Consider the following 26,743-nt stretch of genomic DNA (forward strand, 5'->3'; position numbering starts at 1 on the left):
GCAGCTTATAACTGTCACGCTCGCCTGCCAGCGCGGGCTCAGGAGTCTGCCGTGAGCTTTACCCCCGCCAACCGATTGTTTCCTGCAACCCGCCTGCGTCGTAACCGTCGTGATGATTTCTCGCGTCGATTGGTCCGTGAAAACGTTTTGACCGTCGATGACCTGATTCTGCCGGTGTTCGTGCTGGACGGTGAAAACCGTCGCGAAGCGGTGGCGTCGATGCCGGGCGTTGAACGCCTGACCATCGATCTGTTGCTGATCGAGGCGGCCAAGTGGGTCGAACTGGGGATTCCGGCAGTGGCGCTGTTCCCGGTCACGCCGCCAGAGCTCAAGTCGCTGGATGCGGCCGAAGCCTGGAACCCGGAAGGCATCGCCCAACGCGCCACCCGTGCGCTGCGCGATCGCTTCCCGGAGCTGGGCGTTATCACTGACGTCGCCCTGGACCCGTTCACTACTCACGGTCAGGACGGCATCCTCGACGAAGAAGGCTACGTGCAAAACGACATCACCGTCGACGCACTGGTCAAGCAGGCCCTGTCCCACGCTGCAGCCGGCGCTCAGGTGGTAGCTCCGTCGGACATGATGGACGGTCGCATCCAGGCGATCCGCGAAGCCCTTGAACTGGCCGATCAGGTGAATGTGCGGATCATGGCTTACTCGGCCAAGTACGCCAGCGCCTATTACGGTCCGTTCCGCGATGCGGTCGGTTCGGCGCTGAACCTGGGCAAGGCGAACAAGGCCTCCTATCAGATGGACCCGGCCAACAGCAACGAAGCCCTGCACGAAGTGGCGGCGGACTTGTCAGAAGGCGCGGATATGGTCATGGTCAAGCCTGGCATGCCGTATCTGGACATCCTTTATCGGGTCAAAGAAGAATTCAAAGTGCCGACGTTTGTGTACCAAGTCAGCGGCGAATACGCCATGCACATGGCGGCGATCCAGAATGGCTGGTTGAGCGAAGGGGTTATTCTCGAATCCCTGACCGCTTTTAAACGTGCAGGCGCAGATGGCATCCTGACTTACTTTGCCGTGCGCGCCGCCCAATTGTTACGAGAGCAAAAATAGCCCTCCCAGGAACATTCGATGAATACCGAAGGACTCTCTGAAGTTGCAGTAAAGGAAGCCCAACCCGTGGTGGAGCAAATCGACGAAACCCCTCCGGATGTGGAGCCAGCTCCCGTCCCGGTGGTGTCCGAGCCCGCGGCTGCGGCGCCGGCGGCGATTGCCATTCCCGGCCTGGATGACAGCAGCCTGTACATCCATCGCGAGCTCTCGCAACTGCAGTTCAACATCCGCGTGCTGGAACAGGCGCTGGATGAGTCCTACCCGTTGCTGGAACGGCTGAAGTTTTTGCTGATCTTCTCCAGCAACCTGGACGAGTTCTTCGAGATTCGCGTGGCTGGCCTGAAGAAGCAGATCACCTTTGCCCGTGAACAGGCGGGCGCCGATGGCCTGCAACCGCACCAGGCCCTGGCCCGGATCAGCGAACTGGTGCACGGTCACGTCGACCGCCAATACGCGATCCTCAACGACATTCTGTTGCCGGAACTGGAGAAACATCAGGTCCGCTTCATCCGTCGCCGTTACTGGACCACCAAGCTCAAGACCTGGGTTCGCCGTTATTTCCGCGACGAGATCGCACCGATCATCACCCCGATCGGCCTCGATCCGACGCACCCGTTCCCGTTGCTGGTGAACAAGAGCCTGAACTTCATCGTCGAGCTCGAAGGCATCGACGCCTTCGGTCGCGATTCCGGCCTGGCGATCATCCCGGCACCGCGTCTGCTGCCTCGTGTGATCAAGGTTCCGGAAGAAGTCGGCGGCGCTGGCGACAACTATGTGTTCCTGTCGTCGATGATCCACGCGCACGCCGATGACCTGTTCCAGGGCATGAAGGTCAAGGGCTGCTACCAGTTCCGTCTGACCCGAAACGCTGACCTGGCGGTCGATACCGAAGATGTAGAGGACCTGGCTCGCGCCCTGCGCGGCGAGTTGTTCTCCCGTCGCTACGGCGATGCGGTGCGGCTGGAAGTCGCCGACACCTGCCCGAAACACCTGTCCGACTACTTGCTCAAACAGTTCAACTTGCACGAGACCGAGCTGTATCAGGTCAACGGTCCGGTCAACCTGACCCGCCTGTTCAGCATCACCGGCCTGGACAGTCAGCGCGCGCTGCAATACCTGCCGTTCACGCCGCAGATCCCGAAACTGCTGCAAAACAGCGAGAACATCTTCAGCGTGATCAGCAAGCAGGACATCCTGTTGCTGCACCCGTTCGAGTCGTTCACCCCGGTGGTCGACCTGCTGCGCCAGGCGGCCAAGGACCCGCATGTATTGGCGGTCCGTCAGACCCTGTACCGCTCCGGCGCCAACTCGGAAATCGTTGATGCCCTGGTCGACGCTGCGCGTAACGGCAAGGAGGTCACCGCGGTGATCGAATTGCGTGCGCGGTTCGACGAAGAGTCCAACCTGCAACTGGCCAGCCGTCTGCAAGCGGCCGGCGCGGTGGTGATTTACGGCGTGGTCGGCTTCAAGACCCACGCCAAGATGATGCTGATCCTGCGTCGCGAGGCTGGCGAGATTGTCCGTTACGCGCACTTGGGCACCGGCAACTACCACGCGGCTAACGCCCGTCTGTACACCGACTACAGCCTGCTGACCTCCGACGACGCTTTGTGCGAAGACGTCGGCAAACTGTTCAGTCAGTTGATCGGCATGGGCAAGACCCTGCGCATGAAGAAGCTGTTGCACGCGCCGTTCACGTTGAAGAAGGGCATGCTCGACATGATTGCCCGGGAAACCCAGTTCGCCCTAGACGGCAAACCGGCGCACATCATTGCCAAGTTCAACTCGCTGACCGATCCGAAGATCATCCGCGCGCTGTACAAGGCCAGCCAGTCCGGTGTGCGCATCGATCTGGTGGTGCGCGGCATGTGCTGCCTGCGCCCTGGCATTCCGGGGGTTTCCCACAACATCCACGTGCGCTCGATCATCGGCCGCTTCCTGGAACACACCCGGGTCTTCTACTTCCTCAATGGCGGCGAAGAGCAGATGTTCCTCTCCAGCGCCGACTGGATGGAGCGCAACCTCGACAAACGCGTCGAGACTTGCTTCCCGGTGGAAGGCAAGAAGCTGATCATGCGGGTCAAGAAAGAGCTGGAGCTTTATCTGACCGATAACACCCACAGCTGGAGCCTGCAGTCGGACGGTCGTTACATCCGTAACACACCGACCGGCAACCAGAACCCACGCAGTGCCCAGGCAACGTTGCTGGAGCGATTGGGTAGCCCGATTCTTGCGGTGCGTTAACGCAAACATCGGCTCATAAAAAATGGCGATCCCTGCGGATCGCCATTTTTTTGGTCACATTCCTGTGGCGAGGGAGCTTGCTCCCGCTGGGCTGCGCAGCAGCCCCAAAACCGGTCACCTAATAATTTCTGATAAACCACTAAGGCAGATGGGGGCGCTTCGCACCCCAGCGGGAGCAAGCTCCCTCGCCACAGGAATTGTGTTCGTTAGCGCACGTTCAGCGTGAACCCAACCCGGGTCAGCCATTCCGCTTCCAGCGCGAAATCAGCCTGGGTCAGCTGGTTTTCGTCCAGCCAGTTTTTCGGGAACAGCACATCCAGGCTGTCGCCATTGGCTTTGAGTACGACCTGGGGCATTTCCTGGGTGCCGCGAATGTGGTGGAACAGGATCGCAAAGCGCAGCAGCACGCACAGGCGAATCAGCTTGATGCCGTCATCGCCGAAATCGGCAAACTTGTCCCGGGGAATATTGCGGCGGTGACCGCGCACCAGCAGCGCGAGCATTTGCTGGTCTTCGCGGGAGAAACCCGCCAGGTCCGAGTGCTCGATCAGGTAGGCGCCGTGCTTGTGGTAGTGATAGTGGGCGATGTCCAGGCCGACTTCATGGACCTTGGCGGCCCAGCCCAGCAATTCGCGCCAGACGCCGTCGTCCAGGTCCCAGTCCGCGGCTACTTGGTCGAAAGCATGCAGGGCCTTGCGTTCAACTCGCGCGGCTTGTTCCAGATCAACGTGGTAACGCTCCATCAGCGAGCTGAGGGTGCGCTCGCGGACGTCTTCGTGATGATGACGGCCCAGCAGGTCATAGAGCACGCCTTCACGCAGGGCGCCTTCACAGTGATCCATACGTTGCAGTTCGAGGGCGTCGAAGATGGCTTCGAGAATCGCCAGGCCCGCCGGGAAGATCGCACGGCGGTCGGGCTTGATGCCTTCGAAGTCGATTTTCTCCGCATCACCCAGTTTGATCAGCTTGCGCTTGAGCCAGGCGAGGCCTTCGGCATTCACTTCGCCGGTGCCATGACCGCCAGCCTTCAGTGCCAGGCCGATGGCGCGGATGGTGCCCGAGGAGCCGATGGCTTCATCCCAGGTCAGGCGATGCAGGGCGTGCTCGATGCTCATGATCTCCAGCCGTGCCGCGGTGTACGCCTGGGCGTAACGGGCCGGGGTGACCTTGCCATCCTTGAAATAGCGCTGGGTATAGCTGACGCAGCCCATTTGCAGGCTTTCGCGCAGCAGCGGTTCGAAGCGCTGGCCGATGATGAATTCGGTACTGCCGCCGCCGATGTCGGCCACCAGGCGTTTGCCCGGGGTGTCGGCGAGGGTGTGGGAGACGCCGAGGTAGATCAGGCGCGCTTCTTCACGACCGGAGATGACTTCCACCGGGTGGCCGAGGATTTCTTCGGCGCGGTGGATGAACTCGGCCCGGTTACGGGCTTCACGCAGGGCGTTGGTGCCGACGATCCGCACGGCGCCGGGGGGCATACCGTTGATCAGTTGGGCAAAACGCTTCAGGCAATCGAGCCCGCGCTGCATGGATTCTTCGTTGAGCTGGCGCTCGTCGTCGATGCCGGCGGCCAGTTGGACCTTTTCGCCGAGGCGCTCAAGAATACGGATTTCGCCGTTCTGGGCCTTGGCCACGACCATGTGAAAGCTGTTGGAGCCCAGGTCGATTGCGGCGATCAGGGACAGATTCTTGGCTTGGGATTGCGGCATGGTCAGGGGGTCTCGGTCGATAACCTCGACATCGTGCCACGATCAAACGCTGGCGCCAACGCGCAGAACTGAAAGCCTTGATTCAGCACAACTTCTGTGGCGAGGGAGCTTGCTCCCGCTCGGCGGCGCAGCAGTCGTAAAATCTGCCGACCGGAATTTGCCGGTGTTGCGCGGTGTATGGCTTTGGGGCTGCTTCGCAGCCCAGCGGGAGCAAGCTCCCTCGCCACAGGTGATATGCGCGACTTAGCTCGCCGCTTCCACGGTGCCGATGAAATTCGCCAACTCCGCCGTCTGCGGATTCGCGAACAAAATCTTCGGATCCCCAACCTCATGCACCTTGCCCTGATGCATGAACACCAACTTATCCCCAACCTCCCGGGCGAAGCGCATTTCGTGGGTGACCATGATCAGCGTCATGCCTTCTTTGGCCAGTTGCCGGACCACGCTCAGCACTTCATTGACCAACTCCGGGTCCAGCGCCGAGGTGATCTCGTCGCACAGCAACACCTTCGGCGACATCGCCAAGGCCCGGGCAATCGCCACGCGCTGCTGCTGACCGCCGGACAAACGATCGGGGAACGCATCAAACTTCTCCCCCAGCCCGACCCGTTCCAGCATCTCTTTTGCCAGTTCTTTTGCTTTTGCCTTGGGCACCTTTTGCACCACTTGCGGCGCCAGCATCACGTTCTCGCCGACCGTCAGGTGCGGGAACAGGTTGAACTGCTGGAACACCATCCCGACTTTCTGCCGCAAGCTGCGCAAATCGGCGCGGGCGGCGTCGAGGTATTCACCGTCGACTTCGATCACGCCGTCGTTGATCGACTCCAGGCCATTCAAGGTGCGCAGCAACGTGGATTTGCCCGAGCCGCTGCGGCCGATGATCGCCACCACCTGGCCTTCCTCGACGCTCAGGTCGATGCCTTTGAGCACATGGTGGTCGCCGTAATATTTATGCAGGGCCGAAATTCTAAGCAGAGGCATGCAGTCTCCTTTCCAGATAGCGCGCACTGAGGGACAAGGGGTAGCAGAGCAAGAAGTAACCGAGGGCCACGAGGCCGTAGACCATGAACGGTTCGAAAGTCGCGTTGGCGAGCATGCCGCCGGTCTTGGTCAGTTCGGTGAAACCGATGATCGAGGTGACGGCGGTGCCTTTGACCACTTGCACCGAAAAGCCAACGGTCGGCGCCACGGCGATGCGCAGGGATTGCGGCAGGATCACGTAGCGCAACTGCTCCAGCGGGTTGAGCGCCAGGCTCGACGAAGCTTCCCATTGACCGTTGGGGATCGAGTCGACGCAACCGCGCCAGATCTCCGCCAGGTAAGCGCTGGTGAACAGCGTCAGCGCCACCGCCGCCGCCATCCACGGGGAAATCTCCACCCCGGCCAACGCCACGCCGAAGAACACCAGAAACAACTGCATCAACAGCGGCGTGCCCTGGAACAGTTCGATGTAGGTGCGGGCGAAGTTGCGCGGCATGGCTTTTTTCGAAATGCGCATGACCATGATCAACAAGCCGATCAAGCCACCGCCGATAAATGCCACCAGCGACAGTGCCAGCGTCCATTGCAGGCCCGTGAGCAGGTTGCGCACGATGTCCCAGAAGGTGAAATCGCTCATTGGCTGCTCCCCGCGCTGCTTCTGGATATATACCGGCGACCGATCCAGTTCAGCAGTTGGCGGATCAGCAGCGCCATGCACAGGTAGATCAGCGTGGTCAGGGCGTAGGTTTCAAAGGCGCGGAAGTTGCGCGATTGGATGAAGTTGGCGGCGAAGCTCAGTTCTTCGGTGGCGATCTGCGAGCAAACCGCCGACCCGAGCATGACGATGATGATCTGGCTGCTCAGCGCCGGCCAGACCTTGCCCAGTGCCGGCAGCAAGATCACGTGGCGAAAGGCTTCGAAACGGCTCATCGCCAATGCCGCCGCGGCTTCCAGTTGACCCCGTGGGATCGCTTGAATGCCGGCGCGGATGATCTCGGTCGAATAGGCACCGAGGTTGATCACCATCGCCAGTACCGCCGCTTGCCATTCGGAGATCTGCACTCCCAGCGATGGCAGACCGAAGAAGATGAAAAACAATTGCACCAGGAACGGCGTGTTGCGGATCAACTCGACGTAAACCCCGAAGATCGCGGAAAACGGACGGATGTTCCACGCCCGCACCAGCGCCCCGACAATGCCCAGACCGACGCCGAACACCGCGCCGATGGCCGTCAGTTCAAGGGTGAACAGCGCACCGCGCAGCAACAGGTCGGTGTTTTGTATCACCGGAATAAAGTCGAACTGATAAGCCATATTGAGTCTCCCGGCTGGCGATCAGAGATCGGCCGGCAGCGGTTCTTTGAGCCAGGTCTGGGAGTTTTTCTCCAGTGAACCGTCGGTTTTGGCCGTGGCGAGGATCTGGTTGACCTTGTCCAGCAGCGCCGGCTCGTTCTTGTTCACGCCGACGTAGACCGGCGAATCCTTGAGTTTCACTTTCAGCGCCGGCACGCGTTTCGGGTTTTTCTCGCTGATCGCCACCATCACCACGTTGCCGCTGGCGATCAGGTCAACCTGGCCGGCGAGGTAGGCGGCGATGGTCGTGTTGTTGTCTTCGAAGCGCTTGATGGTTACGCCTTCCGGGGCGACTTTGGTCAGCTCGATGTCTTCGATGGCGCCACGGGTGACGCTGATGGTTTTGCCCTTGAGGTCGTCCAGAGTCTTGATAGCGGCGTCTGGCGGGCCAAACACGGCGAGGTAGAACGGCGCGTAGGCGCTGGAGAAGTCGATGACTTTCTCGCGCTCGGGGTTTTTGCCGAGGCTGGAAATCACCAGGTCGACTTTGCCGGTGGTCAGGAACGGGATGCGGTTGGTGCTGTTGACCGGGGTCAGTTCGAGTTTGACCTTGAGCTGCTCAGCCAGCAGCTTGGCGGTGTCGATATCCAGACCTCGCGGTTTCATGTCCGGGCCGACCGAGCCGAACGGCGGGAAGTCCTGCGGCACGGCGACTTTGAGGGTGCCGCGCTTGACCACATCCTCCAGACCGTCGGCGTGGGCGGGTGCCTGGCTCAGCATCAGGCTGGCAAACAGGGCAGCGAGGAGGGCGCTGTAACGCTGGGTCATGGCAAATCTCCGAATCGGCGAGAAGTGATTTCTGCGATTCGACAGAGCACGGGCCATGCCAACATTGGGCTTTGCGGGTGGCAGGCCGCGGTTTTACTGGTGTTGTTCGGTCTTACTGGTCTGAACAGTCAGGTCGCGTTTCGCACCTCGATAGCGCATTGCCTTTGATCACCGAACCCCAGTGGGGCACGACTTGCCGGGCGCCGCGAATAGCTTTACAACTAGCCGCTCATTGGCCTGGTTCGTCTGAAAAACCATGAACTCGATCTCTCGCGCCGTACCTGAAGTGGCGCTGCAAGCCATCCGCAAACTGATTACCGAACAGGATTTCGGACCGGGGGATGCGTTGCCCTCGCAACGGGATTTGGCGGTGCAATTGGGGGTTAGCCGGGCGTCGCTTCGCGAGGCGTTGTCGTCCCTGAGTGCGCTGGGCGTGATCAGTATCCAGCCGGGCAAGGGCGTTTTCGTGCAGGCCCCGGTGGACTTGCCCCGAGGCGATGGAGCGCTGAGTTGGCCATTTGCGTCCCAGGCTTCGCCGCTGGATATCTTCCAGTTGCGCTATGCCCTGGAAGGGTTCGCCGCAGGGTTGGCTGCCGTGACCTTAAGCACTGATGAACTCGATGCACTGGAAGATAACGTCGCCGCCATGCGCAACGAATTAAAGGCCTGCGACTTCGATGCTGCGGCGCGGCTGGACTTCGAATTTCATCGGCGCATCCTGCTGGCCAGCGGCAATCAGGCGATGTTGAGCATCCTGACCGCCAGCGCCGACATCTTTCTGGAGAGTCAGAAGTTACCGTTCATCCGGGCAGAGCGGGCCATGGAAACCTGGCAGGAACACCGCAAAATCCTCCGCGCACTGGCGCGCCGGACGTCCGGTGCGGCACAGAAGGCAATGCAGGAACATGTGCGCAATGCCGCGCTGCGCACCGGAATCGCTTTCATCGCCCCCGCCACCTCATGACTTGAGCTATACCCAAACTCATGCGCCACCATAGCGAGACTCAATCATCTGCACCTTCCTGAACGAGGGAAGGGCAGCTATGATGGGCCACGTTTTTTTTTGCTTACAACCCGGAGACATCCATGAGCAGCGATCTTATCAAGCACGTCACCGACGCTAACTTCGAAGAAGAAGTACTTAAGGCTGCCGGCCCTGTGCTCGTTGACTACTGGGCTGAGTGGTGTGGTCCTTGCAAAATGATCGCCCCGGTTCTGGACGAAATTGCTGGTACCTACGCTGGCAAGCTGACCATTGCCAAACTGAACATCGACGAAAACCAGGAAACCCCGGCCAAGCACGGCGTACGTGGTATCCCGACCCTGATGCTGTTCAAGAACGGCAACGTTGAAGCAACCAAGGTTGGCGCACTGTCCAAGTCGCAATTGGCTGCATTCCTCGACGCCAACATCTAAGTCGGCGACGTTGTATAAAAAAGCCCCGCAAATTGCGGGGCTTTTTGCGTATTCAGGGCTAGACGCTCCGAAACTCAGGTGGTACATTCGGCCCCGCACTGGTTTCTCCACTGCCCCCTGCTAGCCGTCGCCGACGCACTCCTTTTCGAATAAGTACGCGATCCTGTCGCCTTCTCTGCGGCGCGGCCTCATTAAGCCAAAAGCTTAATTTCCCCCCCTCCATAAATGATTACGTCATTCCTATATGAATCTGACTGAACTCAAGCAAAAGCCGATTACCGAACTGCTCGAATTGGCCGAACAGATGGGCATAGAAAATATGGCCCGTTCGCGCAAGCAGGACGTGATTTTCTCCCTGCTCAAAAAGCACGCGAAAAGCGGCGAGGAAATCTCCGGTGATGGCGTGCTGGAGATTCTCCAGGACGGCTTCGGCTTCCTGCGCTCCGCTGACGCTTCCTATCTCGCCGGCCCAGACGATATCTACGTCTCGCCGAGCCAGATCCGTCGCTTCAACTTGCGCACCGGTGACACCATCGTTGGCAAGATCCGCCCTCCAAAGGAAGGCGAGCGTTATTTCGCACTGCTCAAGGTCGACACGATCAACTACGATCGTCCCGAGAACGCGAAAAACAAGATTCTCTTCGAGAACCTGACCCCGCTGTTCCCGACCGTGCGCATGAAGATGGAAGCCGGCAACGGTTCCACCGAAGACTTGACCGGTCGTGTCATCGACCTGTGCGCCCCGATCGGCAAAGGCCAGCGCGGTCTGATCGTTGCACCGCCGAAAGCCGGTAAAACGATCATGCTGCAGAACATCGCGGCCAACATTGCGCGTAACAACCCTGAAGTTCACCTGATCGTATTGCTGATCGATGAACGTCCGGAAGAAGTAACCGAAATGCAGCGCACCGTGCGCGGCGAAGTGGTTGCCTCGACGTTCGACGAGCCGCCAACCCGCCACGTGCAGGTTGCCGAAATGGTGATCGAGAAGGCTAAGCGCCTGGTCGAACACAAGAAAGACGTGGTGATCCTGCTTGACTCCATCACCCGTCTGGCTCGCGCCTACAACACCGTGATCCCGAGCTCCGGCAAAGTACTCACCGGTGGTGTCGATGCCCACGCCCTGGAGAAACCGAAACGTTTCTTCGGCGCGGCACGGAACATCGAAGAAGGCGGCTCGCTGACCATCATCGCCACCGCGCTGGTTGAAACCGGCTCGAAGATGGACGAAGTGATCTACGAAGAATTCAAAGGCACCGGCAACATGGAACTGCCTCTGGATCGTCGTATCGCTGAAAAACGCGTCTTCCCGGCCATCAACATCAACCGTTCCGGTACCCGCCGCGAAGAGTTGCTGACCGCCGACGACGAGTTGCAGCGTATGTGGATCCTGCGCAAGCTGCTGCACCCGATGGACGAAATCGCTGCCATCGAGTTCCTGGTCGACAAGCTGAAAACGACCAAGACCAACGACGAGTTCTTCTTGTCGATGAAGCGTAAGTAAGACGGTTTTTTAACCGCTAAAAATGGCGTCCTTCGGGGCGCCATTTTTTTTTGCAAAAAAAAAGGGGAGGTTTGCGACTACGGTTGGTCAGTACAGAAACGAAATGGGCATGCGACCCAAAAACTTTCAACTGACTGGCCTAACTGTTTATGAGCTCTCTTGCTTATCGAAGGGACATCGACGGCTTGCGCGCAATCGCTGTGATTGCTGTCGTGCTGTTTCATTTTGGTATTCCTGGCTTCTCCGGCGGCTTCGTCGGTGTGGACATCTTTTTCGTGATTTCCGGTTTCCTGATCACCTCGATTATCTGGAACCAGCGGCAGGCCGGGTGCTTCAGCTTTGTCGATTTCTGGGCCCGGCGTGCCCGGCGAATCCTGCCGGCGCTGTTTGTGATGATCATCGTGGTGCTGGCGGTGGGCTGGTTCCTGCTGGCCCCCAAGGATTACGAGGAACTGGGGCGCTCGGTGCGTTATCAGGTGATGTTCGTGTCCAACCTCCTGTTCATGCGTCAGGAGGGTTATTTCGATGTGGCCTCCGACCTCAAGCCGTTGCTGCACACCTGGTCGCTGGCGGTTGAGGAGCAGTTCTACATTGTCTTTCCGCTGCTGCTGACGGTTTTGTCGAGTCGCCTCAAGCATTGGCGGCTGGCGCTGTTCGGTGTGTTGCTGGTGTCATTCGGGCTCAGCGTCTGGGCCGTGGCGCATCACCCGGAAAAAGCTTTTTTCCTGTTGCCGATGCGCGCCTGGGAACTGTTGGCCGGCGCGATGCTGTCGGTTGCGCCCAGAGGTAACTGGCGCCTGACACCGATGGGCGCTCAAATTGTCAGCCTGGGCGGCCTCGGGCTGATTCTGCTGGCGGTGTTCTGCTACGACAAAAGCACCCCATTCCCCGGCGCAGCAGCGCTATTGCCGACGTTGGGTGTGGTCGCGCTGATCTGGGCCAACGGACATCGGCAAACCCTGGTCGGCGGCCTGCTGGGCAGCCGTGTGCTGGTGGGGCTTGGGCTGATTTCCTATTCCTGGTACCTGTGGCACTGGCCGGTCTTTGTTTTCTCCAGCTATGCCAGCGTCGATGAACCTGGCCTGTTTGATATCTCAGGCTTGATTCTGCTCAGCCTGGTGCTGGGTTATCTGTCATGGCGCTTCGTCGAAACGCCGTTTCGCGAGCGGCGGTTGTTGGCGGGGCGTCGGCAGATTTTGCTGGCGGCAGGTGTCGGCGTGTTGGTGCTGGGGCTGGCCGGTCAAGCGCTGCGCTGGACCAATGGCTTACCCTGGCGCTTGCCTGATCAAGCCTTGCAGTACGCCAAAGGGAAGGAATGGCGGCCGGAACTGATGCGCTGCCTGGCCAATGATAAAACCCCTGACGACAAGCTCTTCTGTCACTACGGGACTCAAGCGTCTACCGCTTCAAAGGCACTAGTCTGGGGGGACAGTCATGCCACGGCGCTGATCCCGGTGTTCGATGATGGGGCGCAAAAACATGGCGTCAGCGTGATCCTTGCCAGCTCCCCGGGCTGCATTCCGGTTGAGGGTCTGGAGTTCGATCAGACGTGTGCCCGGTTCAATCGCCGGGTCGAGCTGGCCTTGAAGCCGCAATCGGTGGGCGATGTAGTGCTGGTTGCGCGCTGGAGCCTCTATCTCTATGGCGATGCGAAAGGCGATCTCGGGCACGCGCTGAGGAATTCCAGTGGTCGTTATGAAAGAGCCAGCGTCGAACAACGACTGGCCGAAGGATTACGGGCAACAGTGCGAAAGCTGCGGGACGGCGGGCATCGTGTCTGGCTGGTCAAGGAAGCGCCGCTGCAGCAGTTCAGCCCGCCTTACCGCCTAAGTCGATTGGCGATGTTGCATCGTCCGACCGATGACGTGGGCCTGGCGGTGACGGAGCACTTCAAGCGCCAGGCGTTCATCAGCCAGTTGTGCGCTCAAATTGCGGCCGCCAATTCGGGTGTGACCGTAGTTGATCCGGCCCCGGCGTTGTGTGATTCATCGGGCCTGTGCCGGGTCGAGCTCAACGGCCATTCGCTGTATACCGACGACAATCACCTGTCGGAGATCGGCGCGCGGTTCGTTGCGCCGGTACTTGAGCCTCTGTTCAAGCACTTGCAAGCCCGGGCAACCCTTGGCAATGGCAACGTGAATGCGGCCAAGTAAGCAGCGATAAGCTGCCAGCGGCCGGCAGAGCAGGTAGGATGTACGCCTATTTTACGGGTGCCATCATCAATGAAATTCAAGGATCTTCGGGATTTCGTGCAGCAGCTTGAGCAGCGCGGAGAGTTGAAACGCATCCAGATCCCTGTCTCTCCAGTGCTGGAGATGACCGAGGTCTGTGATCGCACGCTGCGAGCCAAAGGCCCGGCGCTGCTGTTCGAGAACCCTACCGGCTACGACATCCCGGTACTCGGTAACCTGTTCGGCACCCCCGAGCGGGTCGCCATGGGCATGGGCGCCGAGGCGGTCAGCGAGCTGCGCGAGATAGGTAAGCTGCTGGCGTTCCTCAAGGAACCCGAGCCGCCGAAGGGCTTGAAGGATGCCTGGTCCAAGCTGCCGATCTTCCGCAAGATCATCGCCATGGCGCCGAAAGTCGTCAAAGACGCGGTCTGCCAGGAAGTGGTCATCGAAGGTGACGACGTCGACCTGGCGATGCTGCCAGTGCAGACCTGCTGGCCCGGCGACGTCGGCCCGCTGATCACCTGGGGCCTGACCGTCACCAAAGGCCCGAACAAGGACCGCCAGAACCTCGGGATCTACCGTCAGCAAGTCATTGGCCGCAACAAGGTCATCATGCGCTGGCTGAGTCACCGTGGCGGCGCGTTGGATTATCGTGAGTGGTGCGAGAAGCACCCCGGCCAGCCGTTCCCGGTGTCCGTGGCGTTGGGCGCTGACCCGGCAACCATCCTCGGTGCAGTGACGCCGGTGCCGGACAGCCTCTCCGAATACGCCTTCGCCGGCCTGCTGCGCGGTAACCGCACCGAACTGGTGAAGTGCCGTGGCAATGACCTGCAAGTGCCGGCCACCGCCGAGATCATCCTCGAAGGCGTGATCCATCCGGGCGAAATGGCCGACGAAGGTCCATACGGCGACCACACCGGCTATTACAACGAAGTCGACAGCTTCCCGGTGTTCACCGTCGAGCGCATCACCCATCGGATCAAACCGATCTACCACAGCACCTACACCGGCCGTCCACCGGATGAGCCGGCGATTCTCGGTGTGGCGCTGAACGAAGTGTTCGTGCCGATCCTGCAGAAGCAGTTCCCGGAGATCACCGACTTCTACCTGCCGCCCGAAGGCTGCTCGTACCGCATGGCCATCGTGACCATGAAGAAGTCGTATCCGGGCCACGCCAAGCGGGTAATGCTCGGTGTCTGGTCGTTTTTGCGACAGTTCATGTACACCAAGTTCGTTATCGTCACTGACGACGATATCAACGCGCGAGACTGGAACGACGTGATCTGGGCCATCACCACGCGCATGGACCCCAAGCGCGACACGGTGATGATCGATAACACGCCGATCGACTACCTGGACTTCGCCTCGCCGGTTTCCGGCCTGGGGTCGAAAATGGGGCTCGATGCCACGCATAAATGGCCCGGCGAAACCACTCGCGAGTGGGGCCGGGTAATCGTCAAGGATGACGCCGTTACCCAACGGATCGATGCCATCTGGAATCAGTTAGGAATAGATTGATGCGTGTAACTTTGCAGCCCTCCGGAGCAGTGCTTGAGATATTGCCCGGCGAGCGGATTCTCGATGGCGCGCGGCGCCTGGGTTATGAATGCCCACAGAGCTGTCGCAACGGCAATTGCCATGTCTGCGCGGCGCTACTGGTAGAAGGACGGGTCGAACAGGCCGGCAATGTGCGCGACCATGGCGAGTTCTACACTTGCATAGCAGAGCCGCTGGAAGACTGCATCGTGCTGTGGGATGGCGTGCTCGCGCTGGGAGAACTGCCGGTGCGCAGCTTGTCGTGTCAGGTCATTGAGTGCAGGGACGTCGGCGGCGATACCTGGCGGGTTCGCCTGCGGGCGCCGGCCGGCAAGCCGCCGCGCTATCACGCCGGTCAGTACTTGATGATCGAGCGCGAGAACGGTGAGAAGTCTGCGTTCTCCCTGGCCTCTGCACCCCACGGCGGGCGCGACCTGGAGATCCACGTACTGGCGCGCGAAAGCAGTGCGCTGAGCCTGATCGAACAGCTGCAACGCAATGCCATGGTGCGGATCGAGATGCCATTCGGCGATACCCACCTGGCCGAACTGCCGGACGGGCCGCTGGTGCTGATCGCTGCGGGCACAGGCATGGGCCAGATTCACAGCTTGATCGAACATTGCCGCGCCACCGGGTTCAAGCATCCGGTACATCTGTATTGGGGTGTGCGCCGTCCTGAAGATTTTTATGAAATCGAACATTGGGACGAATGGCTGAAGCTACCCAATCTGTTCCTGCATAAAGTTGTCAGCGATCAATGCGGTTGGGAAGGGCGCTGCGGCATGCTGCATGAAGCCGTGTGCGAAGACTTCGCCGATCTGAAGCCTCTGCATGTCTACGCCAGCGGCTCACCGGCCATGGTCTACGGCACGCTGGACGCCCTGGTTGAAGCGGGGATGGATGCTCATCAGATGCGCGCTGACGTGTTTGCGTACGCGCCTCGATCTTGATCCGCGATCTTGATCAGCGATCTTAGGTCAGCAAGCCGTTCTTTCTAGAAACGCACACCCGTAGTCACCATTGCCGCGTTGGCGCCGAGAAACACCAGTTCGGCGGCCAACGGGCCGTAGTGAGCGCCAATGGATGGAATGATCACCGGCGCCACGCCGAAGTGATTGAGCGGGATCTTGTCTTTGTAGTCGCCGCTGTAGCCTTGGAGCAATCCGCCGGTCAGCTTCACATACACCGGATAATCGGCGCTCTCATAGCGCTTGCCCGCATAGGCATAGTACGAACGCTGACTGAAAGAGTTGCGAAACGTCGCCCCGCCAAATACCCAGCCGGATGCTTCGTTACGTTCAATACCAATCAGGTCCTGATTGTTATTGTGTTCGGAATCCGGCGAGTAATGTTTGGTATAGACGCTGGTCTGTGCGTACCAGAAGCCCTTGTCTTGTTGCGTGTCATCCTGCGCCACGGCGAGGCCGGCCTGGATCATTAACAACATGGCGTAAAGCCCTGGTTTTTTCATCATGGAGCCCTGTTAAGCAGATGGCTTGCGCCTGAAAGAGGCCGTTATACGTGGGCGTCTGACAATGGAAAAGGTGGAAAGTCCGAGAGTTTAGTAGGAAATTTCCTTGGCCTTCATGAATGGAAGCTGAATGAATCGAATGCTTATGCATATGTCATTCAGGTATTTAAGGCATTTCAAAAATAGTATTAGGCTATATAAAACGTAACGCTGGCAGTGATAACCACTATTTGTTGGTATCACAACTGTCATACATCCCTTAGCACTTTTCGTTTTACGGTTACTGCTATATGTTCTATGAAGCGAATCTTGCTTACATCTTGTAATACTTGTGGGGCCGAACACTTCCGCCATGACAGCCATCGAATCTGCTTTTCTGAATCTGGCTTACCCTCCGCGGCTCGATCTGGGGCCGCAGCTTACGCACGAACAATTGCTCAGCTCGATGCAGTCGACCATGGCGCGCCACAAGGGTGGGCCGGTCTGGCTGTTTGCTTACGGTTCGTTGATCTGGCGCCCTGAATGCGCGGCGGTGGAGCGCGTGCGCGGCCGGGTTCACGGCTACCATCGCGGGTTGTACCTGTGGTCCCACGAACACCGCGGCACGCCGGAAGTGCCAGGCTTGGTGTTTGGCCTGGATCGCGGCGGCTCATGCAGCGGGTTCGCCTATCGCCTGCCTGAAGAACAACTCGAAGCTTCGCTCTACGCCCTCTGGCAACGCGAAATGCCATTCCCGTCCTATCGCCCACACTGGCTCAACTGCCGTCTCGAAGACGGAAGCCAGGTTCAAGCATTGGGATTTGTGTTGGAGCGGCACCTGCCCAGCTATGCCGGCAACTTGCCGGATCATGTGCTGAGCCAGGTGTTCGAAAGCGCTTGCGGGCGTTACGGCACCACTCGCGATTATGTCGAGCAAACCGCCAACGCCCTGCGTAGCCACGCCATGCCAGACCGGAATCTGGAGGCGCGGCTCAAGCGCTGCAAATCAAAGTCCGATCAGGCGATCGCTTCGCGGCCCTGACTGGCGACTTGCTTGTGCCACAGGGTCGGTGCCAGGCAAACCATCGCCAGGATGCACGCGCCGATCAGTAGTACGAAACCGCCATCCCAGCCGAAATGGTCCACGGTGTAGCCCATCGCTGCACTGGCTGCGACCGAACCACCCAGGTAACCGAACAGACCGGTAAAGCCCGCTGCCGTACCAGCAGCTTTCTTCGGCGCCAGTTCCAGCGCTTGCAGGCCGATCAGCATCACCGGGCCATAGATCAGGAAGCCAATGGAGAACAACGCGATCATGTCGACGGTCGGGTTACCGGCCGGGTTCAGCCAGTAGACCAGCGTTGCCACGGTCACCAACGCCATGAAAATCCTGCCGGTCAGGCCACGGTCACGTTCCCGTTCCCGTTCCACACCGACACCACGCCACCGCGTTCCTTCTGCGACCACCAGTGCACCATGGTCCGGCCACTCGGGGGCCATCCCATGCCTTGCGCCCAGCCGTTGATGAACAACGGGATGAACATCATGGTCACGCTGGACGTTGCCCACGGCGCGAAACCGAAAATGAACATTACCCCGGCGGAGACCCGTAAGCCGAACGGCAGGAAGTAACGCGGGTCGGACACCAGGCCCATCAAGAACTTCGACAGACCGTAGGCAATCGCGATCGCCGACATCGCATTGGCAAAACAACGGAAATCTGCGAGATCGAACGTTCTATTGTGAACATGGGTCATCAAGTCGGGGCCGACCCTTTCGCCACACTGTTCTAGACTCGATTCACCAGGACACTTACTCAAAAGGACGGGACGATGGTGCTCAGCTTACGCAGGATTTTTTCGGGGTTGTTGATGGTGCAGGCACTCATTCTCGCGGCGCAGGTGTCGGCCCATGACGAGGACAAGGGTGCACGTGGGCTGCGCGATGTAACGGTGTTGATCGTGCGGCACGCGGAGAAACCCGATCAGGGCCCGTTGTTGAACGCCAAAGGCGAACAGCGCGCCGTCGCCTACGCCAACTATTTCGACCCGCTGACCCTGAACGGTTTGTCATTGACGCCTCAACGGCTGATCGCCACCAGCGACAGCACGGACAGTAGCCGGCCACGTCTGACCCTCACGCCACTGGCTCAACGCCTGAAACTGCCTATCGAACAGCCCTACGCCGACAATCAAGTCGACAAACTGGTCAAATCCCTGAGCAAGGACAATCAGGCACAGACGGTACTGATCGCCTGGCATCACGGGCATATCGACAAATTGATCGCAGCGTTTGGTGGCGACGGCGCGGCAATCACCGGTCAGAAAAAATGGCCAGAAGACGTCTACGACTGGCTCATCGTGCTGCGCTTCGATAACCAGGGCCAAATCATCGAGTCTCGCAGCCAGAAAATTCAGGAACACCTGCTGCCGGGCGACCTCGCAACTGCCACCGGAGGCTGACCGCTCTTTCAGAAAAGTTACCCGCACCCGCGAGAGATTTTCTTGTGTCCGGAGTAGGACAGGACTTTAGGAAATGTCCTGCGACGGAACAGGAAAGCGCGGCGTTCTGTTCTTGGGCGTGGAGCCTTAACCTTTTTGCAGGTGCCATTTCCGGCATGTCAGGTGCAAAGAGGCAGGGTCATGCGTTGGTGTGCGGTGGTGTTTTTGCTGGTGATGTCCTTCGGCATTCGGGCGGGGGAGGTCTTATTGATTCCTGAAAACAATCCCAAACCTGTGTATCCGAAAGCCTTGTCCAGAGCTGGGATAACCGGTGATGTACGCGTGAGGTTTACCGTCCATGCGAATGGTTCGGTAGACAAAGTCGGCATCCTGGAGAGTGACCATCCCGACTTCGCTGAAGCGACCAGAGTTGCGCTGGAGCAGTGGCGTTTCAAGCCTTGGACGGTTGACCAAGACAGACCTGCTGAGAGGGAAGTCGTTGCGCCAATGGTTTTTCGGCTCGACCAGAGCGCGCCGCTGCACACCAACAAATTGCTGACGAAGTTGAGATGTCATGCGGTCAATGAGGATGCGCGCCGTTACCCGGAATCTGCCTGGGTTGATATGCCGGCGTTTAGTTACACCCGCAGTTATCTGTCGAACACCTTTAACTCCGCGCAACTCTCGAATGAGCAACGTCTGGCGTTGATTGCCAGGCTCAATGAGCGCGTACCCATTATTGTCAGGCGTTGCGGGGACAGTCCTTTAATCAGGTTTATGAGTTTGTTGCCGGAGGAGATCAAAAAGTTGTTGTAGCGATGGGTTTGCCAAGGCAATCAGGACCTCCTGATGGAAGGACCTGACCGCTTCGTGGATTCAGCGAACCTGAACCACCACTTTCCCAACCGCCTTACGCTGGCCAAGATCATTAATCGCCTGCGCTGCCTCACTTAGCGGATACACCTGCGACACCAACGGTTTCAACTTGCCTTCGGCAAACCAGCCAAACAACTGCTGGAAGTTCGCCGCGTTGTCCTGCGGCTGGCGCTGGGCAAACGAGCCCCAGAACACGCCGACGACGGCTGCGCCTTTGAGCAACGCCAAGTTCACCGGAAACTCGGGAATGCGTCCGCTGGCGAAACCGACCACCAAGAGGCGGCCGTTCCAGGCGATGGCGCGTACGGCCTGGTCGAACAGGTCGCCACCGACCGGGTCGTAGATCACGTCGGCGCCCTGGCCGTCGGTCAGGCGTTTGATTTCGTCCTTGAGGTTGGTTTCGCTGTAGTTGATCAGCTCATCGGCGCCCGCGGCCTTGGCCACCGCGAGTTTTTCGGCGCTGCTGGCTGCCGCGATCACCCGGGCGCCCATGGCTTTGCCGATTTCCACGGCGGCCAGGCCGACACCGCCTGAGGCGCCGAGTACCAGCAGGGTTTCACCCGGTTGCAGGTTGGCGCGTTGCTTGAGTGCGTGCATCGAGGTGCCGTAGGTCATGCTGAACGCGGCGGCGGTGTTGAAGTCCATCGAAGGCGGGATCGGCAGCACGTTGTAGCCTGGCACGGCGACCTGTTCGGCAAAGCTGCCCCAACCGGTCAGGGCCATGACCCGGTCGCCGACCTTGAGGTGGCTGACCTTCTCGCCTACTGCGCTGACCACGCCAGCCGCTTCGCCACCCGGCGAGAACGGGAAGGGCGGTTTGAACTGGTATTTGCCCTCGATGATCAGCGTGTCCGGGAAGTTGACCCCGGCGGCGTGCACGTCCAGCAGGATTTCGTTCTTCTTCGCGACAGGACTGGCAACGTCTTCCAGCACCAGCGATTCGGCGGGGCCGAAGGCTTTGCATAGCACGGCTTTCATCAGGGCTATTCCTTTGGGAGTGATGGCCGATAAGTGTAGGTGTGTGAGTCATTGGGTCAACGAGCATGCCCGGCCCTGATAGTCCGCCATAAGCTTGTGCTTGCGCGGCGGGTCGTTATGCTAGGCCGCAAACCGGATAAGGAGCGAATTTTGAAAGCGTGGATCATGTTGATGCTGGCCCTGTCTCTGCCTTTGGCAGCAGTGGCCGAAGAAGCCGCCAAAGAAGGCGAGGCGCCGAAAGTCAGCTACGTCACCCTGAGCCCGCCGTTCGTGGGTAACTATGGGTTGGATGGCACGCCGAAGTTGAAGGTCTTCAAGGCCGACGTGGCGCTGCGGGTCACTGGCGAAGAGTCGATCAAAGCGGTCAAGGCCAACGAGCCGTTGATTCGCAACCAGTTGGTGGCGTTGTTCACCCAGCAGACCACCGAGGCGATGAACAGCATCGATGGCAAGGAAAAGCTGCGTCAGGAAGCCCTGAAACAGACCCAGCAAGTGATGAACGACGAAACCGGCAAGCCGGTGGTTGAGGATCTGTTGTTCAACAACCTGATCATTCAATAAGACTTGTGCTGTCTGGGCGGGCCTCTTCGCGAGCAAGCCCGCTCCCACATTGGATCTGTGGCGTTCACAAAACCAATGTGGGAGCGGGCTTACATCGCGAAGGGGGCGACTCGGTCCCTCAGGACGCCAAACTCTTGCGAAACCGCATCAGCGCAATCGCAAAGAACACCAGCCCGATGGCCGTCAGCGCCAGCAAGTCCGGCCAGACCACGCTCAGCCCGGCGTCGCGAAACAGAATCGCGGCGCTGAGGCTGACGAAGTGTGTCGACGGCGAGCCCTGCATCACCCATTGCAGCCATTGCGGCATGCTGTCGAGCGGCGTGCTGCCGCCGGACAGCAGCAACATCGGGATAATCACCGGAATCGCCAGCAGGCCGAACTGTGGTGTCGAGCGGGCGAGGGTCGCCAGAAATATCCCCAACGCCGTACTGGCGAACAGATAAACCGCCGTCACCAGCAAAAACAGGGTCATGGAACCGGCCAGCGGCACGCCCAGCGCACCTTTGACGATCACTTCCAGCGAGATCCAGGTGCACACCACCACCACCAGCATGTTGCTCCAGATTTTCGCCAACATGATTTCCAGCGCCGTCAGCGGCAGCACCAGCAAATGGTCGAGGGTGCCGTGTTCGCGCTCGCGCAGCAGCGCCGTGCCGGTGAGGATAATGGCGAGGATGGTGATGTTGTTGACGATCTGGATCACCGCCAGGAACCAGCCGCCCTCCAGATTGGTATTGAAGAGCGAGCGAGTGGTCAGCAGCGCCGGCGCCTTGCTGGCGGGATCGGTCTGGCCGCTGTAGGTCAGCAGTTCGCGTTGGAAAATCCGCCCGATGTAACCCGCGCCCATAAACGCCTGGCTCATGGCCGTGGCGTCCACATTGACCTGCACCGCCGGTTGGCGACCGGCCAGCAAATCCGTCTGGAAATTTACCGGCACATTGATCACGAACGTGTACTGGCCGCTGTCCATGACCTGATTGAGTTGCCCGTACGGCAGCAACACCGGGCGCTGGAACTCCGGCGGTTGCAGGGCCTGGGCCAGTTGCCGCGAGAGGTGGCTGTGATCTTCGTCGACGATGGCCACGCTGGCGTTGTGCACGCCGATCACCGACCCGGCGGCCGGCATGTAGATCGCCACGGTAAAGGCGTAGAACAGAAACAGCAGCAACACACTGTCGTGGCGCAGGCTGGTCAGTTCCTTGAGGCCGAGTCGCAAAATATGCGCAAGCTTGTGCATCAGGCCTCCTGCTTTTTCAGCATGACCAGGCTGAGCCCGGTGAACCCGAGAAAGAACCCGAACAGCGCCAGGCATTGCGGCCATAACTGCCGCAGGTCCAGGGCTTTGGTGAAGGTACCGACGGCGATGTCGAGAAAGTACCCGGCCGGAAACAGCATGCCCATCACCGCCGCCGCGCCTTCGAGGGACGAGCGCGGCACGATCAGCCCGGAGAACTGGATGGTCGGCAGGCTGGTGATGATCATGGCGCCGAGGATCGCGGCGATTTGGGTGCGGGTGAACGCCGAAATCAGCAGGCCCATGCTGGTGGTGGCCAGTACATAGAGCAATCCGCCGAAGGCCAGGGTCAGGCCGCTGCCCTTGAACGGCACGCCGAACAGCCAGCGGTTCATCGCTACTAGTACCGCGAGGTTGATCAGGCTGATCGCCAGATACGGCGCCTGTTTACCCAGCAGGAACTCCAGTCGGGTCAGCGGCGTGGCGTAGAAGTTGGTGATCGAGCCCAACTCTTTTTCCCGAACGATCCCCAGCGCGGTGAGCATCGCCGGGATGAAGGCGAGGATCAGTGCCATCACCCCGGGGCCAATCGCGTTAACGCTGACCACGTCCTGGTTGTAGCGGAACCGGGTTTCCAGTTTGGCCGCTGCCTGATGGTTCAGCGCAGGGCTGCTTTGTTCGGCCAATTGCTCAATGTTCGCCTGATGCACCGCCTCAACATAGTTGCGACTGGTCTCGGCCCGAAACGGCATCCCGCCGTCCAGCCACGCCGCCACGGTGGGTTGGCGCCCGGCGTACAAGTCGCGACCAAAGCCCGGCGGTATTTCCAGCGCCAGTTTGATTTCCGAACGCTGAAGGCGTCGATGCAGCTCTTTGCTGTCGCGGATCGGTGACTGTTCGGCGAAATAGCGCGAGCTGCGGAAGGCTTCCAGGTAGGAGCGGCTTTGCGGCGTCTGGTCCTGGTCGAACACGGCGAAGGCGAGTTTTTCCACGTCCAGGGAAATGCCGTAGCCGAAGATCACCATCATGAAAATCGCTCCGAGCAGGGCGAAGGCCATTCGCACCTTGTCGCGCAGCAGTTCCTTGCCTTCGCGACTGGCCACAGCGACCAGGCGTCCGATGCTGAAGCCGCGTTCCTTCATCGGCTTGGCGGGTGTGACAGGTTCGTCGGCGGTTGCCGCCTCTGTTGGTGATTCCGCCGGGCCTTGGGCCTGTTCCAGGCAAGTGACAAACGCGGCTTCCAGCGTCTCGCCCTTGAATTGCTGTTGCAGCGCCGCCGGCGTGTCGCAGGCCAGCACCTTGCCGGCGTGCATCAGCGAGATGCGGTCGCAGCGCTGGGCTTCGTTCATGAAGTGAGTGGAGAGGAAGATCGTCACGCCTTGCTCGCGGGACAACTCGATCAGCAAGCGCCAAAAGTCATCCCGCGCCGCTGGGTCGACGCCGGAAGTCGGTTCGTCGAGGATCAACACTTCCGGGCGATGCAGCACCGCCACGGCCAGCGATAGTCGCTGACGCAAACCCAAAGGCAACGCGCCGGACTGTTGATCGGCGACGCCGTCGAGGTTGAAACGCTGTATCAGTTCGTCGATGCGCTGCGCACTTTCGGCCTTGGGTAAATCGAACAGGCGCGCGTGCAAGTCGAGGTTCTGCCGCACGCTGAGTTCGCCATACAGCGAAAAGCTTTGGGACATGAAACCGACCCGTTTACGGGTGGCCAGGTCCTTGGCGTTCACCGGGTTGCCCAGTAGCGTGGCGCTGCCTTCGCTGGCCGGCATCAGCCCGGTGAGGACTTTCATGGTGGTGGTTTTGCCGCAGCCGTTGGAGCCGAGAAAACCGAAAATCTCCCCGCGACCGATGGCGAAACTGACCTTGTCCACGGCGGTGAAATCGCCGAAACGCAGGGTCAGGTCATGGGCTTCGATGGCGACATCAGTATTGGCGCCGGTCCGCGGTGGAATCACCAGTGGTTGGTTGTCGTGACCGTTGTCGCCCTGGAAGTGGGTGAACGCTTCGTCGAGTTTGCCGCTGGAGGTGGCGGCGGCCAGTTCGCTGCTCAGGCCCGTCGCGATTAGCTTGCCGCCGTCGAGCATCAGGCAATGTTCGAACTGCTCGGCTTCTTCCATGTAGGCAGTGGCAACCAGCAGTGTCAGTTGCGGGCGCTGGCGGCGCACATCGTCGACCAGTTCCCAGAAGCGCCGTCGGGACAAGGGATCGACGCCAGTGGTCGGTTCGTCGAGGATCAGCAGGTCCGGTTCGTGAATAAGTGCGCAGCAGAGCCCAAGCTTCTGCTTCATGCCACCCGAGAGCTTGCCTGCCGGGCGGTCGGCAAAACGCAGCAGGTCGGTGGCCAGCAGCAGGCTGTGCATGCGCTGATTGCATTCGGCTTTCGACAGGCCGAACAGCGTGGCGAAAAAGTGAATGTTCTCGCTGATCGACAATTCGGGATACAGGTTGCCGCCCAAGCCCTGAGGCATGAAGGCGATGCGCGGGTAGAGGCTGTTGCGATGGCGGCGATCCTGGATCGAGCCGCCCAGCACTTCCAGCTGACCTTGTTGCAGGGTTTTCACCCCGGCGATCAGCCCCAACAGGCTCGACTTTCCGGCGCCATCCGGGCCGATCAACCCGCAGCGCGTGCCGGCGGGCAGGCTGAACGTGATATCGCTCAGCGCCTGCTGTTTGCCGTAACGGTGATGGATGCCGGTCGCTTGCAGCGCCAGGCCGGTCATTGCAGGTTGGCCGGCCAGCTAATCGGCGCGGTGCGCACGTAGCCAGCGGCGGGCATGCCGGGTTTGGCCTGGGGCAGGGCGCTTGGGTCGGTCAGGCGCAGTTTGACGCGGAACACCAGTTTTTGCCGTTCATCGCGGGTTTCGACTTCTTTCGGCGTGAACTGCGATTTGCCGGCGACGAAGGTGATTTTTGCCGGCAGCGGATGGTCGGGTAACGCGTCGAGCAAAATTCGCGCTTCATCGCCCACCGCCACGCGCCCGGTGACGGAGGCCGGGAGGTAGAGGTTCATGTATTGGTCATTTGGATCGATCAGCAACAGCACCCGTCCGCCCGCGCCGAGTACTTCGCCGGGTTCGGCCATGCGCAACTGGATCACCCCGTCGATCGGCGCTCGCAAGCTGCTGTCATCGATTTCGCTGGTCAGCATCGCGACCTGGGCCTGCGCCGCACCAATCGCCGCGCCAACTGCCGAAACCTGGGCACGGGACGCCGCGACCGCCGCGTTGCCGGTGTCCAGGCGCGCTTGTTGTTGATCGATGATCTGGCCACTGACGAAACCGTGCTTGAACAGTTCCTGGGAGCGTTTGAGTTCCTGCTGCGCCAGTAGTTGTTCGCTCTGGCGCAATTGCACGTTGGCCTGGGCGGCGGAGAGGTTTTCCCGGGCGCGTAGTACTTCGGCTTCAGCCTGGTTGCGCTGGGCTTCGAGGGTGCGGGTGTCCATGCGGGCGAGCAGTTGGCCCTTGCTGACCTTGTCGCCTTCATCGACCAGCACTTCAGCCAGTCGCCCCGGTGTTTTGCTGGCAATCTGCACTTCGGTGGCCTCGAGGCGGCCGTTGCCGACATACAAGCCTTCGGGCAGACGGTCATGCATCGACTTCCAGTAACCGAAACCGCCGGCACCCAGAAGCAGAACCATCAAAGAACTGGCGAACAAAATCGAAGAGCGACTGTGCGTAGACATGCGGGCATCCTGCGGCTGTTGCGTCCTAGTCTGGCTGATCGAGCGCCGGGGCGGCTTGATGCCAGTCAACTTGCATAATGTTCTATGCGCGTGAATCGCTCGTAGGAGCTGCCGATGGCTGCGATCTTTTGATCTTTGGCGATTCCAGCATTGCCGAAGATCAGGATCAAAAGATCGCAGCCTTCGGCAGCTCCTACAGGGGAGCAAGCCTAACCCGATTGGGCGGGCAAAAGAGGATGACCGGGTGGTTCTGCTTTATTTAGCGTAAAGCGAGCACCGTGGCCCATTGTTCGGCGGTGACTGGCATCACCGACAGGCGCGAGCCTTTCTGCACCAGCGGCATTTCGGCCAGCGCCGTTTGCTGTTTCAGGTAATCGAGCTTCAGGACGTTGGCGAACGTTTCGACGTGGGCCACATCGATGGCGCTCCAGGCGTTTTTCTCCGGGGTGGCCTTCGGGTCGAAGTAATGGCTCTCAGGCTCCAGCGCCGTCGGGTCGGGGTAGGCCGCTTCGATAATCTTGCCAGTCCCGGCAATTCCGGGCACCGGGCAGCTGGAGTGATAGAAGAAAAACTCATCGCCGACCGCCATGGCCCGCAAGAAATTGCGTGCCTGATAGTTGCGAACCCCGTCCCAGCGCGCTTTGCCGAGCTTTGCCAAATCTTTGATCGAGAGTTCGTCGGGCTCGGATTTCATCAGCCAATAGGCCATGGGTTTTGCTCCTTGCGAAGTGATTGGGCAAGTTGTCGGGCGATTTTATGACAAACCGA

Annotated in this window: 23 protein-coding genes and 1 pseudogene; 12 read left to right on the forward strand and 12 right to left on the reverse strand. The window is 59.9% G+C overall.

Going from position 1 to position 26,743, the window contains the following annotated elements; all coding sequences use genetic code 11:
- Positions 1–51 precede the first annotated feature (51 nt).
- Entirely contained in the window at positions 52–1,065 is a 1,014-nt protein-coding gene (gene hemB, locus AC1MEW_RS04520) for a porphobilinogen synthase (protein WP_480425528.1), read from the forward strand.
- An 18-nt stretch (positions 1,066–1,083) separates the two neighbouring features.
- Complete coding sequence (gene ppk1 / locus AC1MEW_RS04525) at positions 1,084–3,309, forward strand: polyphosphate kinase 1 (RefSeq protein WP_323570460.1); 2,226 nt, start codon at positions 1,084–1,086, stop codon at positions 3,307–3,309.
- Between the two features lie 206 nt (positions 3,310–3,515).
- On the opposite strand, the gene ppx is transcribed toward ppk1, so the two are convergent.
- From ppx to AC1MEW_RS04550, 5 genes are all read right to left on the reverse strand, one after another.
- Positions 3,516–5,018 (reverse strand): exopolyphosphatase, encoded by a 1,503-nt coding sequence (gene ppx / locus AC1MEW_RS04530; protein ID WP_201198788.1) that lies wholly within the window; start codon positions 5,016–5,018, stop codon positions 3,516–3,518.
- Positions 5,019–5,261: 243 nt separating this feature from the next.
- On the reverse strand, positions 5,262–5,999 hold the full coding sequence (locus AC1MEW_RS04535) for an amino acid ABC transporter ATP-binding protein (RefSeq protein WP_201198787.1): 738 nt from the start codon (positions 5,997–5,999) through the stop codon (positions 5,262–5,264).
- Positions 5,986–6,636 (reverse strand): amino acid ABC transporter permease, encoded by a 651-nt coding sequence (locus tag AC1MEW_RS04540; protein WP_480425530.1) that lies wholly within the window; start codon positions 6,634–6,636, stop codon positions 5,986–5,988. Before AC1MEW_RS04540 ends, AC1MEW_RS04535 begins: the two co-directional genes overlap by 14 nt.
- A complete protein-coding gene (locus tag AC1MEW_RS04545; RefSeq protein WP_201198783.1) occupies positions 6,633–7,313 on the reverse strand; it encodes an amino acid ABC transporter permease in 681 nt (226 codons plus the stop codon). Before AC1MEW_RS04545 ends, AC1MEW_RS04540 begins: the two co-directional genes overlap by 4 nt.
- Before the next feature lie 21 nt (positions 7,314–7,334).
- Complete coding sequence (locus AC1MEW_RS04550; protein WP_201198781.1) at positions 7,335–8,120, reverse strand: transporter substrate-binding domain-containing protein; 786 nt, start codon at positions 8,118–8,120, stop codon at positions 7,335–7,337.
- Between the two features lie 256 nt (positions 8,121–8,376).
- Here AC1MEW_RS04550 and AC1MEW_RS04555 point away from each other — a divergent pair, with 256 nt between their 5' ends.
- From AC1MEW_RS04555 to AC1MEW_RS04580, 6 genes are all read left to right on the forward strand, one after another.
- The gene (locus tag AC1MEW_RS04555; RefSeq protein ID WP_201198779.1) at positions 8,377–9,084 is read left to right on the forward strand and encodes a FadR/GntR family transcriptional regulator; all 708 of its coding nucleotides are present in this window, start codon (positions 8,377–8,379) and stop codon (positions 9,082–9,084) included.
- A gap of 122 nt (positions 9,085–9,206) precedes the next feature.
- Positions 9,207–9,536: a thioredoxin TrxA gene (trxA, locus tag AC1MEW_RS04560; protein ID WP_201190319.1), complete on the forward strand. Its 330-nt coding sequence runs from the start codon at positions 9,207–9,209 to the stop codon at positions 9,534–9,536.
- Positions 9,537–9,780: 244 nt separating this feature from the next.
- Entirely contained in the window at positions 9,781–11,040 is a 1,260-nt protein-coding gene (rho, locus tag AC1MEW_RS04565) for a transcription termination factor Rho (protein WP_007942421.1), read from the forward strand.
- Between the two features lie 149 nt (positions 11,041–11,189).
- On the forward strand, positions 11,190–13,193 hold the full coding sequence (locus AC1MEW_RS04570; protein WP_480425533.1) for an acyltransferase family protein: 2,004 nt from the start codon (positions 11,190–11,192) through the stop codon (positions 13,191–13,193).
- A gap of 69 nt (positions 13,194–13,262) precedes the next feature.
- Positions 13,263–14,729, forward strand: a complete 1,467-nt coding sequence (gene ubiD, locus AC1MEW_RS04575; RefSeq protein ID WP_007942423.1) for a 4-hydroxy-3-polyprenylbenzoate decarboxylase — start codon at positions 13,263–13,265, stop codon at positions 14,727–14,729.
- Complete coding sequence (locus AC1MEW_RS04580; protein WP_201198774.1) at positions 14,729–15,697, forward strand: CDP-6-deoxy-delta-3,4-glucoseen reductase; 969 nt, start codon at positions 14,729–14,731, stop codon at positions 15,695–15,697. The genes ubiD and AC1MEW_RS04580 overlap by 1 nt, the downstream gene beginning before the upstream one ends.
- Positions 15,698–15,741: 44 nt before the next feature.
- On the opposite strand, the gene AC1MEW_RS04585 is transcribed toward AC1MEW_RS04580, so the two are convergent.
- The gene (locus AC1MEW_RS04585) at positions 15,742–16,218 is read right to left on the reverse strand and encodes a sn-glycerol-3-phosphate transporter (protein ID WP_322270819.1); all 477 of its coding nucleotides are present in this window, start codon (positions 16,216–16,218) and stop codon (positions 15,742–15,744) included.
- Positions 16,219–16,570: 352 nt separating this feature from the next.
- Between AC1MEW_RS04585 and AC1MEW_RS04590 the strand changes: the two genes are divergently transcribed.
- Positions 16,571–17,239 carry a gamma-glutamylcyclotransferase gene (locus tag AC1MEW_RS04590; RefSeq protein ID WP_201198772.1) on the forward strand — a complete coding sequence of 223 codons (669 nt, stop codon included), beginning with the start codon at positions 16,571–16,573 and terminating at the stop codon, positions 17,237–17,239.
- Here AC1MEW_RS04590 and AC1MEW_RS04595 read toward each other — a convergent pair.
- Positions 17,215–17,897: pseudogene (locus AC1MEW_RS04595) on the reverse strand (MFS transporter); the annotation flags it as partial. The gene AC1MEW_RS04590 and the pseudogene AC1MEW_RS04595 sit on opposite strands and share 25 nt — an antisense overlap.
- 132 nt (positions 17,898–18,029) lie before the next feature.
- Between AC1MEW_RS04595 and AC1MEW_RS04600 the strand changes: the two are divergent.
- Both AC1MEW_RS04600 and AC1MEW_RS04605 read left to right on the forward strand, forming a co-directional pair.
- Positions 18,030–18,659, forward strand: coding sequence for a flagellar basal body-associated protein FliL (locus tag AC1MEW_RS04600; RefSeq protein ID WP_201256483.1), 630 nt, complete (start codon positions 18,030–18,032; stop codon positions 18,657–18,659).
- 180 nt (positions 18,660–18,839) lie between these two features.
- The gene (locus tag AC1MEW_RS04605) at positions 18,840–19,454 is read left to right on the forward strand and encodes an energy transducer TonB (protein ID WP_201256482.1); all 615 of its coding nucleotides are present in this window, start codon (positions 18,840–18,842) and stop codon (positions 19,452–19,454) included.
- Positions 19,455–19,514: 60 nt separating this feature from the next.
- On the opposite strand, the gene AC1MEW_RS04610 is transcribed toward AC1MEW_RS04605, so the two are convergent.
- Complete coding sequence (locus AC1MEW_RS04610; protein ID WP_201198767.1) at positions 19,515–20,492, reverse strand: NADPH:quinone oxidoreductase family protein; 978 nt, start codon at positions 20,490–20,492, stop codon at positions 19,515–19,517.
- 150 nt (positions 20,493–20,642) lie between these two features.
- Here AC1MEW_RS04610 and AC1MEW_RS04615 point away from each other — a divergent pair, with 150 nt between their 5' ends.
- On the forward strand, positions 20,643–21,053 hold the full coding sequence (locus AC1MEW_RS04615) for a flagellar basal body-associated protein FliL (RefSeq protein WP_480425536.1): 411 nt from the start codon (positions 20,643–20,645) through the stop codon (positions 21,051–21,053).
- Between the two features lie 118 nt (positions 21,054–21,171).
- Here the strand turns inward: AC1MEW_RS04615 and AC1MEW_RS04620 are convergent, their stop codons facing one another.
- The 4 genes from AC1MEW_RS04620 to AC1MEW_RS04635 form a co-directional block, all read right to left on the reverse strand.
- Positions 21,172–22,290, reverse strand: coding sequence for an ABC transporter permease (locus AC1MEW_RS04620; protein WP_480425538.1), 1,119 nt, complete (start codon positions 22,288–22,290; stop codon positions 21,172–21,174).
- The gene (rbbA, locus tag AC1MEW_RS04625) at positions 22,290–25,013 is read right to left on the reverse strand and encodes a ribosome-associated ATPase/putative transporter RbbA (RefSeq protein WP_480425539.1); all 2,724 of its coding nucleotides are present in this window, start codon (positions 25,011–25,013) and stop codon (positions 22,290–22,292) included. Before rbbA ends, AC1MEW_RS04620 begins: the two co-directional genes overlap by 1 nt.
- Complete coding sequence (locus AC1MEW_RS04630; protein ID WP_480425541.1) at positions 25,010–25,975, reverse strand: HlyD family secretion protein; 966 nt, start codon at positions 25,973–25,975, stop codon at positions 25,010–25,012. Before AC1MEW_RS04630 ends, rbbA begins: the two co-directional genes overlap by 4 nt.
- Before the next feature lie 259 nt (positions 25,976–26,234).
- Complete coding sequence (locus tag AC1MEW_RS04635) at positions 26,235–26,684, reverse strand: EVE domain-containing protein (RefSeq protein ID WP_201256478.1); 450 nt, start codon at positions 26,682–26,684, stop codon at positions 26,235–26,237.
- Between the last annotated feature and the right edge of the window lie 59 nt (positions 26,685–26,743).

This window comes from Pseudomonas sp. ASL4 (genome assembly GCF_056680395.1).